Raw genomic sequence first — 14,578 nt, forward strand, 5'->3', positions numbered from 1 at the left:
AGTTATGATTACAAAAGAAGTTATTGAACGCGCTACGGCATATCGCCATCATTTACATATGTATCCAGAAGTATCTGGAACGGAAGTCGAAACGACTCGTTATATCCGCGAAGCCCTAGAAGCAATGGGGCTTACATGCTGGAATTTAAAGTCTAAAACTGGAGTCGTGGCAGAAATCGGAAACGACAATGGACCAACATTAGCCTTACGTGCCGACATCGATGCCTTACCGATTGTGGAACAAACAGGATTAGACTACGCTTCAAAAAATGAAGGAGCGATGCATGCGTGTGGACATGATTTCCATACAGCAAGCCTACTTGGAGCCGTTCAAGTGTTGAAGGAGCAAGAAGCTCACTTACAAGGAAAAGTTCGTTTTATTTTCCAACCGGCCGAAGAAAGTAACCAAGGAGCACGCGCATTGATTGCAGAAGGCGTGCTTGACGGAGTGGACGCGATTATTGGATTCCATAATAAACCAGAAATTCCAGTTGGAACGATTGGTGTGAAGGAAGGACCTCTGATGGCAGCAGTCGGCCAGTTCAAAGCCGAAATTACAGGAGTAGGAACGCATGCGGCAGCACCACACAATGGGAATGACCCAATCGTGACGGCCTGCCAAGTGATTGCTAATGCTCAAGCCATCGTTGCTCGTCATACTTCTCCGCTCGAACCAGTGGTATTAAGCGTATCGCATATCGAAGCAGGGAATACATGGAATGTAATTCCAGAGAAAGTATTTTTTGAAGGAACGATTCGTACGTTTAATAAAGACGTGGAACGTAAAATGACCGAGCAATTCGAGAAGATGATTGTCCAAACCGCAGATGTTTACGGACAAAAAGGAAGTATCGAATGGATTTTAACGCCACCTGTCGTGCATAATGATGCTGCAGTCACAAAAGTGGTTAAAAGTGTGACGGAGAAATTTGCGACAGTGGTGACACCTGAAGTAACTTTAGGAGCAGAAGATTTCGCCAATTATATGGAACACGTTCCAGGATGTTTCGTCTTTATTGGAACTGGTTGCCCACATGAATGGCATCACCCAGCATTCTTAGTGGATGATGCAGCATTACCATTTGCGATTCAGTATTTTGTCGATAACACGAACGCTCTTCTAGAAGTACTTTTACAGAAAGGAAACGCGTAATATGAAAACAATGGTGGTGATTAGCCATCCAACAATTCAAACGTCATCGAGCCAACAGTTTTTCCTTGCGACCTTAAAAGGGGAAGAGGCTGTAACGGTTCGTCATTTAGATGAAGTATGGAGTGAAGCGAAACCGCATTTTACAAAATCGAATGAAGAAAAAGCCTTGGCAGATTCTAGTGCCGAACGTCTGATTCTTCAATTCCCGATGTATTGGTACCAAGCGCCTTCTGTTTTGAAGGAATGGATCGATACGGTGATGAGTAAGAGTGCGCCTTTTGCCAAACAGATTAAGGAACTCGGAATTGTTGTGACACTTGGCGTGAAAGAAGAAGCCTTTCGTGCAGGTGGGAAAGAACAATTTACGATTTCGGAACTCATGCGCCCGTTCCAAGCGTTAGCCAATGCGATGGGATGGACCTATTTACCGATTTTTGAGGTACATCAGTTTGATTATAAGACGGAAGAGGCGAAACAAGCGTTACTTGTGGAATACTTACAATACGTGACAAAAGAACAACACGGGACGTTGAAAGATACCGAAGAGTGGTTTATCCAGCGTGCAGAAGCAATGCCTGGTGCACACTGGGCAGAGATTGCCGAATGGATCAAGGAAAACCAGGACGAAAGACTGGAACTCGAGATGCATTTAAGTAATTGGGAGGAGAGTCAGTATGGAGATTATTGAGAAAATCCAGTTGCTCGATGCATGGATTGGCGAAGCAAAAGACTATAAAGAACGCGCATTGCTTTTGTCTGCAAAAACTCTTCTATTAGAACAAGCAAAACGAATTGAACAAGCACATGGTGAGCTGGATGGACGGATGTGGAGTCCTGAGAACTGGGCCAAATAAGGAGAATGAGATTGAAAACAGATTATTTAAAACTTCGATTAATGTTACTGGTCATCGCCTGTTTCTTAATTGGACTCGGCGCTAAGATGGCGGGCTCCAGTACATTAGGAGCGGACGTTGTCGTTCTTGTGTGGGAAGGATTAAATCGCACATTTGGTGTAGATATGGGAACAAGTAATATTATCGTTTCACTTGTATTTCTTGCGATTACGCTGAGCATCAACTGGCGCTATATTGGCTTTGGGACAGTTGTAGGGATGTTCTTGCAAAGTTTCTTTATTAACCTGTTCGATTTTAGCGCTCTCGCCGAAATGGATATAGCCGTAAAAGTAGTGGCCATGGTTGTAGGGATTGCTTTAATCGCTATGGGATGTGCAGTCTATGCCTTAGCAGAACTTGGAGTTGGGCCGTATATTGCCGCAACGCTTGCTTTGCATGAGAAATTCAAAACGTCGATTCCTCGAAACAAATTCTTTATCGATGCGAGCTGTGTCATCACAGCGGCAATTTTGGGGCAATGGCCAACGATTGGACCTGTAGTGTCATTATTAATTAGCGGAATTATCATGGACCAAACAATGGTGATTTTGAAGAAATTTTTACCAATTAAATAAAATAGACAAAATGAAACCTATCTACACGAGAAATCCTTTAGTAGATAGGTTTTTTAGCGCTTTATCGAAATTATGAAACATGACACCGTTTCCAAAGAGAGCAAAATAGTACAAGTCAAAAGCAAAATAGTTATTGTGAAAGCGGTTTTTTCGTTGTAAACTAAAAGTGTCTTAAAAAGTAATAGAACTAGGGGGAGACAACATGAAAAAGAAAGTATTACTATCAAGCGCAGCATTATTAGCAGCTGTATCTTTAGCAGCTTGCGGAAATAATAGCAACAGCACTAGTAAAACAGATTCAACAACACAAGGAGCTTCTAAAGAAAAAGTTACTCTTAAATTAGCAGCTCTAGAAAGTGGTTACGGCGCAGAAATGTGGCCAGCAATCATCAAAGCTTACGAAGAGGCAAATCCAAACGTTAAAGTGGAATTGACTCAAGATAAGGAAATCGAAGAAAAACTTACGCCTCAAATGAAAGCTGGCGATTACCCAGATATCGTAATGTTAGCTTTAGGACGTAAAAAAGCTTTACCAGAAACATTAATCAAAGAAAAAGCTTTAGCTGATATCTCTGACTTATTCAATATGAAAGTATACGGAGAAGACAAAAAAGTTTCTGAAAAATTATTAAACAACGTATTAGGATCAACAGTAACTGACCCTTACGGAGACGGAAAACACTACTTAGCTCCAATGTTCTACGCTCCAACAGGATTATTCTACAACGAAGCGTTATTCAAATCTAAAGGTTGGGAAGTTCCAAAAGATATGCCTGGTATGAAAGAATTAGCTGAAAAAGCTAAAAAAGATGGCATTTCATTATTCACTTATCCAGTATCTGGATACTTAGATAGCTTCTTCCCAGCATTATTAGCAAACGCTGGTGGCGTTGATTTATTCAACAAAGCAATGAAATACGACACAGGCGCATTCACTTCTGACGGCGCAACTAAAGCTTTCGAAGCATTAGGAACATTCTTACAAAACGTTGAACCTTCAACAGTAGCAAACGCAAACCCACAAAGCTTCACTAAGAACCAACAATTAATCTTAGACAACAAAGCTTTATTCATGCCAAACGGTACTTGGGTAGTTGGGGAAATGGCTAAAGCACCTCGTGCAGAAGGATTCAAATGGTCTATGACTGCTGCTCCAGCAATCGAAAAAGGCGGCAAACGTTATGTTTACTCATTCTTCGAACACATCTGGGTTCCAAAAGAATCTAAGAACCAAGAAGCAGCTAAAGAATTCTTATCATTCTTATACTCTGACAAAGCAGCAGAAATCTTCGCTAAATACAATGCAGCTCAACCAATTCAAGGTGTAACAGCTAAATTACCTGATGAATTGAAATCATTGTACAAAGTTGTTGATGAAGTTGATGGCGTAATCAATGGTAACTTCGTAGCTACTAAACCTGTTGAAGGCGTAAGCATGAAAGACACATTATATGGTCAAATCGACTCTGTAGCATCTGGTCAAAAAACAGTTGCTGAATGGCAAAAATCTGTAGAAGAAGTTAGCCAAAAACTAAAAGCAGCAGTTGAATAATTCAAATAGAATGAATTAAATAGGAGTGGGATGCGAAGCAATTTTCAAGGATGAAAATTCCTTCCGCCCACTCTCATTTTATCTAAAAATGGTTGAAAGAGGGCAGAACGATGAAAAATCGTAGAAAAAGAGAGAGAAATTTATTTATTCTCGTGTGTCTATTACCTGCACTAATTTTATTCTTTACGTTTTTAATTTACCCAACGATTCAAGTATTCCGCATGTCCATGTTCAAATGGGGCGGATTCTCAAACAATCAACAATTTGTTGGACTTGATAACTTTAAAATCTTATGGGCAGACGAAAACTTCTTTAGAACAGTTCAGAACACAATCTTACTAATCGTAGTGGTAACACTCTTTACGGTAGTATTGGCGGTTCTTTTCGCGGCAATCCTTTCAACAGAAAAGATTCGCGGAAACAACTTCTTCAGAATTATTTTCTATATCCCTAACATTTTATCAATCGTAGTTATTGCAGGGATTTTCGCAGCAATTTATGATCCAAAAGCTGGACTTTTAAATGCGGTATTACCAGAAGCGTGGAATAAGTTATGGCTTGGTGATCAAAGTATTGTTATTTACTCACTTGCATTCGCATTAATTTGGCAAGCGATTGGGTACTACATGGTAATGTACATGGCAGGGATGGCGAATATTCCAGCCAGCTTATACGAAGCAGCAGACCTTGACGGGGCTGGTAAAATCGGTAAGTTCTTCAACGTTACATTACCGTTAATTTGGAACAGTATTCGTACAACATTAACATTCTTCATTATCAGTACGATTAACTTAAGTTTCTTACTTGTACAAATCTTGACAGACGGTGGTCCAGACGGATCTACTGAAGTGTTCTTAAGCTACATGTTCAAACAAGCTTATACAAACTCTTCATACGGATACGGTATGGCGATCGGTGTAGTTATCTTTATATTCTCATTCGGATTATCAGGTATCGTAAGTCATATTACGAAACGCGATATTCTTGAATACTAGGAGGGGAGATCATGAAAGGAAAAACTCGTTCATTCGAAAAGCTATATAAAGCTTTTATATACGTAGCGCTAATTACATTAGCGATTAGTATTATTGTACCAGTGGGCTGGGTCTTCTTAGCTTCTATTAAAGAGAATAGAGAGTTCTACGGATCTCCATGGACAATGCCAGAAGGATTCTACATCCAAAACTTTGTGGATGCTTGGAATAAAGCAAAAATGGGTGACTACATGTTGAACTCAGTGATTGTTACAGCACTTGCTTTAACAATCTTAGTTGTAGTAGCCATTCCTTCTTCATATGTTTTAGCACGTTATAAATTCCCAGGAAGTCGTTTCATTAACTCTTTACTAAAAGGTGGATTATTCATCAACGTAAACTATATCGTTGTACCAATCTTCTTAATGTTACTCGACTGGGATAAAGGACTTAAAGGATTCGGTATTAACGGATTCTTCCTGAACAACATTTTCGTCTTAGCGGTTGTGTATGCAGCGACATCATTACCATTTACGATTTATCTATTATCAAACTTCTTCAAGACATTACCAACAACGTTCGAAGAAGCCGCATCTATCGACGGTGCAGGATATTTCACAACAATGATTCGTGTCATGACACCAATGGCAAGACCAAGTATTATCACAGTAATCTTATTCAACTTCCTTTCATTCTGGAATGAATATATTATCGCTCTTACATTAATGCCAGGTAAAAACCAAACTTTACCAGTAGGGTTGAAAAACTTAATGCAAGCGCAACGTGGGGCAGCTGAATACGGACAATTATACGCAGGGATGGTATTAGTAATGTTACCAACATTAATCCTATACATTCTTGTTCAAAATAAACTAACACAAGGGATGACACTAGGCGGCTCTAAAGAGTAATCGTCATCGCAGGAGGAAAGAAAATGGGTAAAACAAAAGGGCGTTTAACCCTACCAAGTGAATCGAATTTTCTTGAACAGACTAAAGAATTGCTCGACCGTTGGGGAGCCGATGCAATTCGTGATAGCGATGGAACGAAACTCGATGAAGCAACCAAACAATTAGATGCAAAAATCTATACAACATACTTTGTAGCACGTAACCATAATGATTTCATCAAGGATCATATGGAAGAGTGCCAACAAATCTTCGTCATGTCAAAATTCTGGTTAGCAACAGAAGATACTCTAACAATTCCATTTATGGAAGGGTACTTCGAAGACCAAGTTCAACCAGACTATGTACATGATCCAAAAAGATATTGGGAAGTCATCGACCGTACTACTGGAGAAGTAGTTCCGGTTGAGAAATGGACTGTCCATGAAGAAAACAACACGATTACGATTGAAGGCACTCGTCCTTTCCATGAGTATACAGTGTCGTTTCTAGTGTATGCGATTTGGGATCCAACTCAAATGTACAACCACATTACGAATAACTGGGGCGATGTTCCTCACGATATTCCATTTGATGTACGTGGACCTCATTCAAATCAATTCATGCACTCTTATTTAAAACAATGGTTAAAAGACAATCCGGATACTGATGTGGTTCGTTTTACAACGTTCTTCTATCATTTCACATTAATTTTCAACAACTTAGGAAAAGAAAAATTTGTGGACTGGTTCGGATATGGTGCTAGCGTTTCAGTCGCAGCACTTGAAGCTTTTGCCGAGGAAAAAGGCTATCGCTTAAGAGCAGAAGATATTGTGGATGAAGGGTATTATAACTCAACATTCCGTACACCAAGTAAAGCGTACTTAGACTATATCGACTTCATTCAAGCATTCGTTGCAAGAGAAGCTAAAAAATTAGTCGATGAAGTACATGATGCTGGTAAAGAAGCCATGATGTTCTTAGGAGATAACTGGATTGGTACAGAACCATACGGACCATACTTCGAACAAATCGGATTAGATGCAGTCGTGGGTTCTGTCGGCGGCGGAGCAACACTTCGTATGATTTCAGATATTCCACACGTAAAATATACAGAAGGAAGATTCTTACCTTACTTCTTCCCAGATGTATTCCGTGAAGGAAATGATCCTACGATTGAAGCCAATAAAAACTGGTTATCTGCAAGACGTGCCATCATGCGTAACCCTGTAGACCGTATCGGATACGGCGGTTATTTAAGTCTTGCATATAAATTCCCTAAATTTGTCGACTACATTGAACATGTAACAGATGAATTTAGAGAAATCTACGATATCGTTAAACATACAAAACCATATACTGGTTTGAAAGTAGCAATCTTAAATGCATGGGGACGTTTAAGAACTTGGCAAGCACACATGGTTGCCCATGAACTTCCATACAAACAAATCTATTCTTACCTTGGAATTATGGAAGCCTTAAGTGGTGCGAGTGTGGACGTAAGCTTTATCAGCTTTGACGATATCATTAACGATGGAGTTCCAGAAGGTGTGGATGTCATCATCAATGCGGGAGATGCCGGTACTTCATTTAGCGGTGGAGAGGTTTGGAAGAATGAAACATTAATTACACGTATTCGTGAATTCGTGTATAATGGCGGCGGTTTTGTCGGAGTTGGCGAACCAACAGCCGTTCATCATCAAGGCAGATTCTTCCAACTTGGAGATATTTTGGGTGTTGAAAGAGAAATGGGATATAGCCTTTCAACAGATAAATACTTTACTAAAGAATTGAAAGAGCACTTCATCATCGAAGATATTGAAGATGTTCATAAAATCGACTTTGGGGAAAATATTAAAAACGTGTATGGCTTAACGAGTGCGACAGAAGTACTTGAATTTAGCAATCCGAAAGTGAGCGCAGGTGGCGTTGAAGAAGGAATCGTTCTTCCAGCCAATGCCGAAGGAAAAGAATTTGGGGAAATTCACCTTGCAGCGAACCCTTACGGAAAAGGTCGTGGGGTTTATATCTCAGGACTTCCATACACACCAGAAAATACAAGATTATTAATGCGTGCGTTATTCTACGCAGCGAATAAAGAAAGTGAATTAACGAAATGGTATGCAAGCAATCCACTAGTGGAAGTACATGCTTATCCTGAAAAAGGAGTGTATGCGATCGTGAACAATACTAACGAAGCGCAAACAACTCTTGTATACGATGGTGAAGGTGTATCAAGAACTGTGGAACTTGTGCCAAGCGAAATTAGATGGGAGAAGATATCATGAATCCTAAAGTGAAAATTTTAATCCGCGTCGTATTGATGTTGGTATTCTTATATGTAGTTATTTTAGGGCATCAGATGATTGGAAAAGAAGGCGTTGCAACAATGCTTGTTGGCTTAGCTGGACTACTTCTCTTGCTATGGGATTACAATCGTCCGTACTCTAAATCGATGAAGCGTTAATAAAACTTAACTAGGAACAGGGGCTTGTTTATCAACAAGCCCCTGTTCCTGTTTGCGTGGGCACAATATTTAAAATATAAATAATGCAAACCAAAGGTTTGTGATTACTGCGAAGATTTGTGAGTTCGTTTTATAGTAGCTGTAATGAGGGATCGGCTCGAGCCAAGGTCTCTCGCCTTCAAAGTTCAAAACAGGAGTAAGGAATAAATTCCTAACTCCTGTTAATTCACCTTTGATCCTTTTCCCATTACTGCTACTATAAGAACCCGACAAATCTTCTTCGTAATCACAGTGCTTTTAAATATTGTGTTATGCAAAGAAAAGGGAGAGGAGAAATTGGTGAAATTTCTTATAGGAATTTGGTTTATTAAAAGATGAAAATATCGTATAATAGAAAAGAAATTGAAAGGAATGGGGGATAATATGAAAGGATTGTTTATCACGATGGAAGGTCCTGATGGCGCTGGGAAAACAACTGTCATCAACCAACTGATTCCTTTGTTACAAAAACACGCGCTCGTGGATATTGTTTCAACAAGAGAACCTGGTGGAAGCCGCATCGCTGAAGATATTCGTAAAGTCATTCTGGATGTGAACAATACAGAAATGGATGAGAGAACAGAAGCGATTTTATATGCAGCGGGTCGTCGCCAGCATTTAAAAGATCGTATCTTACCAAACTTAGAAAAAGGGAATATTGTTTTTTGTGATCGTTTTGTCGATAGCTCGTTGGTGTATCAAGGAGTGGCTCGTGGGATTGGGGTAGAAGAAGTTGCACAGTTAAACCATTTTGCAACGGATGGCCTAGAACCAAGCACGACGCTTTACTTAGATGTGCCGGCTGAAGTTGGATTGGAACGTATTCATAAGGCAAGAGGGAACCGTCAGTTTGACCGTTTAGACCAAGAAGGCTTAAGTTTCCATACGATGGTTCGCAATGGATATTTAGAATTAGTAGAAAAATATCCAGAGAGAATTGTATCGATTGATGCGACAAAATCCATTGAAGAAGTCGTGGAAGAATGCTTCCGCGTTTTAGTGGAACGTTACCCAAAATATTTTACAAAATAGGAGAATGAAATCATGAAATTATTAATTGCGATTGTACAAGATAAAGATGCACATTTATTAGGAGATGAGTTTGCACAAGCAAATATCCGCGCAACTCGTTTATCAACAACAGGTGGATTTTTACGCGCAGGAAACACTACTTTCATCATCGGGATTGAAGAAGAACGTGTAGAAGAAGCGTTAGATATCATTAAAGAAAATTGCCAATCACGCGAACAAATGACTGTGCCACCAGTGCATATCGACAGCATGCTTGATAGCGCGCTAACAACTCCAGTTCCAGTTCGTGTAGGTGGAGCTACAGTATTCGTATTACCTGTAGACTCATTCTTCCGTTTCTAAGATGGAAAAGATGCAAGAAGCATTTATTCGTGCCGTCGATAACGGCCAGCTGAGCCATGCCTATTTGTTTGAAGGAGCAAAGGGAATTGGAAAAGCGGAGATGGCCAAGGAAATCGCAAAGATGCTGAACTGCACGAAGCGAACAAAAGGCGAGCCTGCATGCGGCGAGTGTGAACACTGCACAAGAATTGACCATGGGAACTTCCCTGATTTTATCGTGGTAGAACCTGAAGGCACAACGGTAAAGGTGGACCAAATTCGTACACTGAAATCGCAGTTAACGAAAACAGCGATGGAGTCGAGTGCGATTGTGTGTGTGATTCATGCAGTCGATACGTTGACACAAGGCGCTGCGAATAGCTTATTGAAGTTTCTAGAAGAACCGACAGGAAATATCCATTTCATTCTTCTAACAGAGCAACTTAGCAAGGTTCTGATTACGATTCAATCGCGTTGTCAGATTATTCGATTCCAATCAGATGCAGTAGAAAATATTGTTTCCATGCTGAAAGAACGAGGGGTTCCAAACGCAACGGCGCAATTATTATCTCAACTGACGAGTAATATTGATCAAGCAATAGAGATGCTCGAGAGTGAAAGCTTTGGACAGCTTCGTCAAGAAAGCTGGAATTGGTTTGTCCGTGTATTTACGAATCGCGCGATGGCCTTTGTAACGATTCAGTCCCAAGTGATGCCACTCTTAGCTACAAAAGTGGATAGTGAGCTGTTTTTAACACTATTACAAATTTATATCCGTGATGCTTTGCTGGTTTCTCGAGGAGTCGAAGGAGCCGTTATTCAAAGCGATAAACTTGCTACGATGAAGAGTTTTGCAAATCATCTTACCGTGAGTGAATGGATTAAAGAACATGAAAAAATGACCAACGCCATTGCCAAAGTAAGTGCCAACGTTGGAGTTCAAGCAGTATTAGAACAATGGGTGTTAAAAATCCCAAAATAAGATAGGAGGTGCGTGAATGCCAAACAGACAATTGTATGATCGAATCGAACGGTTAACAAAACAAACTTTGTTGCAACTACATGAGCTCGAACAGATTTCTGAAGAGTTGCAAAAAGTCATCGAAGAGAATCATAATTTAACGATGGAAAATCGTCACTTGAAAGATCGTTTAGACGAGTTAGAGCGAAACACGCACACGAAGAAAGTGGCTAAAAAGAAAAAAAGAAGCCAATCGATTATCAACTTAGAAAATATCTACGACCAAGGATTCCATATTTGTAATTTATATTATGGAAAACGTAGAGAAAACGATGAAAGTTGTATGTTTTGTACAGAAATCTTGTATAGCGAAGATTAACGCGTAAAAAAAGCAAGATTGTCATATAAAAAGCCAATAAAGTACTAAAAAGAGCCTGTCCATGGACGGGCTCTTTTGTTATAATAAAAGATGAAATCGTTTTATCTTTTTTGGGGGAAACAGTATGAATCAAAAACAATCTAAACCAAACGTCATCCTAATCGTAGTGGACCAAATGCGTGCAGATGCATTGTCGATTAACCGCAGTGATGACTTAGTGGTGACACCAACGCTGGATATGATGGCCAGCATGGGATATAACTTTGAAAATGCCTACTCACCAGTCCCGAGCTGTGTACCAGCAAGAGCCGCGCTTTTAACAGGGATGGACCAAGAGAAGTCAGGAAGAGTGGGATACGAAGATGAAGTGCCTTGGAACTACACGAATACACTGCCTCAAACCTTCAAGGATTTAGGCTATCAAACAGAATGTATCGGGAAAATGCATGTGTATCCAAGCCGTAAGCGCATGGGATTTGACCATGTTCTCTTGCACGATGGCTACTTGCATGTCGACCGCAAATACAATAAAGCATACGGAGAAACGTTTGAACATTCGAGCGATTACTTGGATTGGATTAAACAAGAACTCGGAAGTGATGCAGATATTATCGATGATGGGGCAAACTGTAATTCATGGGATGTCCGTCCATTTGAACTGCCTGAAAAATACCACCCAACCAACTGGATTGTGAGCGAAAGTATTCGTTTCTTGAAGAGACGTGATCCAAGTGTTCCGTTCTTCTTGAAGATGTCGTTTGAAAAACCGCATGCACCGCTCAATCCACCGAAGTATTTCTATGACTTATACATGGATAAATTAGGGGACGTATCGGATTTGCATATTGGAAACTGGGAAGAACTCGAAGAGAAGATTCCAAGTCTTTATGCCAAACGTGGCAAGATTCCAGCGGACGCGCAAAAGAGAATGTTGGCAGCGTACTACGGTTTAATCACGCATATCGATAATCAATTAAGTCGCTTCTTAACGGCCGTTGAGGAGTTTGATTTGCTCGAAAATACGATTTTCTGGTTCGTGAGTGACCACGGGGATCAACTCGGGGAACATTATTTATTCCGCAAAGGCTATCCTTACCAAGGTAGCATTAAGATTCCAGCGTTTATCTTCGACCCAGGTAACTTGATTGCGGGTACGAAGAAGAGCGTCACACAACTCGTGAAGATTCAAGACGTTTTCCCTTCGCTTGTAGAGCTTGCGACCGGTGAAAAAGTTGAAACAGACGGTAAGAGCGTTCGTCAATTATTATTCGGCGAATTTGCAGGTTGGCGAAACGAATTCCACGGCGAACATAGCCTAGGTGAGGATTCGAGCCAATATATTTTAACAGATGAATGGAAATTTATTTGGTTCCCTGTCAAAGACGAGTATCAACTCTTCCATATGACAGAGGATCCAGAGGAAAAATGCAATTTAATTGCTGAGACGAAGTATACTTCTCTTGTGAACGAGTTCAAAGCGAAACTTGCTCGCATTTTACAAGACAGAGAAGAGGGCTTTGTGAGAGACGGGCAACTTTGCCAAGTACCATTAGAACGCATCGTTGCCACTCTAAAGAGAGGTCGATAGTATGAATTTTGTGCCTTTAAAATCTGGCATCTTTCAAATGGGAGATGCACATGGCCAAGGCTTTATCGAAGACCATGAGGCACCACCAGTGATGAAAAAGGTGCTCGCGTTTGAAATCGCGGATACGACCGTGACGAATCGTGAGTTTAAAGCATTTGTAGATGCGACAGGTTATACAACAACAGCAGAAACGATAGGAGATTCGTATGTGTTTCACCTATTGGTTGAGCCAGAAAAAAGAGCAGAGTATGCCTATGTATCAGGGTCGCCATGGTGGCTTCTAGTGCCAGGTGCTTGCTGGAATCACCCAACAGGACCCCAGTCTTCGATTGAAGAGGTGATGGACCATCCAGTGGTGCATGTTTCCTTGCAAGATGCATTAGCTTACTGCGATTGGGCAAAGGTGAAATTGCCGACAGAAACGCAATGGGAATACGCAGCGCGTGGCGGGACAACCACGCAGTTTCCATGGGGAGATGACCTCGAAGAAGACGGAGAGTTTCATGCCAATACGTGGCAAGGAGATTTCCCTAATACAAATACAAAAGCGGACGGTTTTTTAGGAACGGCACCCGTGAAGAGCTTCGAGCCAAACGGATTTGGTCTCTATCAAATGATTGGGAATGTCTGGGAATGGTGTTGTAATCATCGCGGAATTCCGTTTGAAGAAATCGAAGAAGACGCTTCTCGCCCGATTAATTTTGAATACGAATATGCGATTCGTGGAGGCTCCTTCTTATGCCATTGCTCATACTGCAACAGGTATCGCGTTGCCGCTCGTAATGGCGCATTGTGGGACTCAACCTCGAGCCATTTAGGATTTAGATGTGTCCGTAATGTTGGAGGCCGCTAATGCATATTATTATTTATAGTATCATCGTCCTTGGCGCGACGATGATTGGTGCGATTACTGGTTTAGGTGGGGGCATTATTATCAAGCCAGCCTTTGATTTTGTGGGCATCGATACCACGAGCATGATTAGTGTGTACTCGACTGTGGCCGTGTTTACGATGTGTCTTGTTTCGATTTATAAAAGAAGTAAGCAGGGCTTTCATGTCCAAAAACAAATCGCTTTAGGTCTGGCGTTCGGGTCGATTATCGGTGGTAAAATCGGAGATGTGATTTTCCTTCAGGCCGTAGATAGTTGGGGCAGTCAGGCAGTCAGTGCGACACAATCCGTTATTCTGTTTTTATTACTCGCTGGCATTATTCTATTCACGCTCAATAAGGAAAGTATTCGAACGCTAGAAGTAACGAATCTGGTGGCGATTGTGACGATTGGATTAACAGTCGGTATGATTTCTGTCTATCTCGGCATTGGCGGAGGACCGCTGAATATTGCACTTTTGGTTTACTTCTTCTCGATGAAAGCCAAAGACGCAGCAGCGTATTCGATTTTAATGATTTTCTTTGCACAGATTATTAAGATGGGTACTGTCATTCGTGACTTTGAAAAATACAACAATGTCAGTCTCGTGATTTTAGCGATTGCGATTTTTGCGGTACTCGGTGGTTGGATTGGAACAAAAATCCAATCGAAACTCACGCACGAAGCCGTTGAAAAACTCTATCTAGGATTGATGGCTATTTTAGTATTTATGACTGCCTTCAATGTATTTAAATTTATCGGAGTATAAACAAACACCCAAGCAGCTTGCTTGGGTGTTTCTGTTTGTGTTTTATCGTAGAGGAAACCATCATAAAATTCAAAGCTCGTTGATTATGGAAAATCTTACGGATTCTATAATAGCGGTAA

At 40.8% G+C, this 14,578-nt stretch carries 16 protein-coding genes; all 16 read left to right on the top strand.

Going from position 1 to position 14,578, the window contains the following annotated elements; all coding sequences use genetic code 11:
* Positions 1-7: 7 nt before the first annotated feature.
* The 16 genes from ADH02_RS00745 (at position 8) to ADH02_RS00820 (ending at position 14,459) form a co-directional block, all read left to right on the top strand.
* Entirely contained in the window at positions 8-1,153 is a 1,146-nt protein-coding gene (locus ADH02_RS00745; RefSeq protein ID WP_414717654.1) for an amidohydrolase, read from the top strand.
* Between the two features lies 1 nt (position 1,154).
* Positions 1,155-1,841, top strand: a complete 687-nt coding sequence (locus tag ADH02_RS00750; RefSeq protein ID WP_048781765.1) for an NAD(P)H-dependent oxidoreductase — start codon at positions 1,155-1,157, stop codon at positions 1,839-1,841.
* On the top strand, positions 1,828-2,007 hold the full coding sequence (locus ADH02_RS00755; protein WP_048781768.1) for a hypothetical protein: 180 nt from the start codon (positions 1,828-1,830) through the stop codon (positions 2,005-2,007). Before ADH02_RS00750 ends, ADH02_RS00755 begins: the two co-directional genes overlap by 14 nt.
* Positions 2,008-2,018: 11 nt before the next feature.
* Complete coding sequence (locus tag ADH02_RS00760) at positions 2,019-2,621, top strand: YczE/YyaS/YitT family protein (RefSeq protein WP_048781770.1); 603 nt, start codon at positions 2,019-2,021, stop codon at positions 2,619-2,621.
* 202 nt (positions 2,622-2,823) lie between these two features.
* Positions 2,824-4,173, top strand: a complete 1,350-nt coding sequence (locus ADH02_RS00765; protein ID WP_048781771.1) for a carbohydrate ABC transporter substrate-binding protein — start codon at positions 2,824-2,826, stop codon at positions 4,171-4,173.
* A gap of 110 nt (positions 4,174-4,283) precedes the next feature.
* The gene (locus ADH02_RS00770; protein ID WP_048781773.1) at positions 4,284-5,168 is read left to right on the top strand and encodes a carbohydrate ABC transporter permease; all 885 of its coding nucleotides are present in this window, start codon (positions 4,284-4,286) and stop codon (positions 5,166-5,168) included.
* An 11-nt stretch (positions 5,169-5,179) separates the two neighbouring features.
* Positions 5,180-6,058: a carbohydrate ABC transporter permease gene (locus tag ADH02_RS00775; RefSeq protein ID WP_048781775.1), complete on the top strand. Its 879-nt coding sequence runs from the start codon at positions 5,180-5,182 to the stop codon at positions 6,056-6,058.
* 23 nt (positions 6,059-6,081) lie between these two features.
* Complete coding sequence (gene gnpA, locus ADH02_RS00780; protein ID WP_048781776.1) at positions 6,082-8,322, top strand: 1,3-beta-galactosyl-N-acetylhexosamine phosphorylase; 2,241 nt, start codon at positions 6,082-6,084, stop codon at positions 8,320-8,322.
* Positions 8,319-8,501, top strand: a complete 183-nt coding sequence (locus ADH02_RS00785) for a DUF6903 family protein (RefSeq protein WP_239681712.1) — start codon at positions 8,319-8,321, stop codon at positions 8,499-8,501. Before gnpA ends, ADH02_RS00785 begins: the two co-directional genes overlap by 4 nt.
* 423 nt (positions 8,502-8,924) lie before the next feature.
* The gene (tmk, locus tag ADH02_RS00790; RefSeq protein WP_048781779.1) at positions 8,925-9,572 is read left to right on the top strand and encodes a dTMP kinase; all 648 of its coding nucleotides are present in this window, start codon (positions 8,925-8,927) and stop codon (positions 9,570-9,572) included.
* Positions 9,573-9,584: 12 nt separating this feature from the next.
* Complete coding sequence (locus tag ADH02_RS00795; protein WP_048781781.1) at positions 9,585-9,914, top strand: cyclic-di-AMP receptor; 330 nt, start codon at positions 9,585-9,587, stop codon at positions 9,912-9,914.
* 10 nt (positions 9,915-9,924) lie between these two features.
* Positions 9,925-10,875 carry a DNA polymerase III subunit delta' gene (gene holB / locus ADH02_RS00800; protein WP_239681713.1) on the top strand — a complete coding sequence of 317 codons (951 nt, stop codon included), beginning with the start codon at positions 9,925-9,927 and terminating at the stop codon, positions 10,873-10,875.
* 16 nt (positions 10,876-10,891) lie between these two features.
* Positions 10,892-11,233 carry an initiation control protein YabA gene (locus ADH02_RS00805; protein ID WP_048781785.1) on the top strand — a complete coding sequence of 114 codons (342 nt, stop codon included), beginning with the start codon at positions 10,892-10,894 and terminating at the stop codon, positions 11,231-11,233.
* A gap of 124 nt (positions 11,234-11,357) precedes the next feature.
* Positions 11,358-12,821 carry an arylsulfatase gene (locus ADH02_RS00810; RefSeq protein WP_048781787.1) on the top strand — a complete coding sequence of 488 codons (1,464 nt, stop codon included), beginning with the start codon at positions 11,358-11,360 and terminating at the stop codon, positions 12,819-12,821.
* A 1-nt stretch (position 12,822) separates the two neighbouring features.
* Complete coding sequence (locus ADH02_RS00815; RefSeq protein WP_048781789.1) at positions 12,823-13,674, top strand: formylglycine-generating enzyme family protein; 852 nt, start codon at positions 12,823-12,825, stop codon at positions 13,672-13,674.
* Positions 13,674-14,459 carry a sulfite exporter TauE/SafE family protein gene (locus tag ADH02_RS00820; RefSeq protein WP_048781790.1) on the top strand — a complete coding sequence of 262 codons (786 nt, stop codon included), beginning with the start codon at positions 13,674-13,676 and terminating at the stop codon, positions 14,457-14,459. Before ADH02_RS00815 ends, ADH02_RS00820 begins: the two co-directional genes overlap by 1 nt.
* Positions 14,460-14,578: the final 119 nt, after the last annotated feature.

The organism is Streptococcus sp. 263_SSPC, from assembly GCF_001071995.1.
GTDB lineage: Bacteria > Bacillota > Bacilli > Lactobacillales > Aerococcaceae > Granulicatella.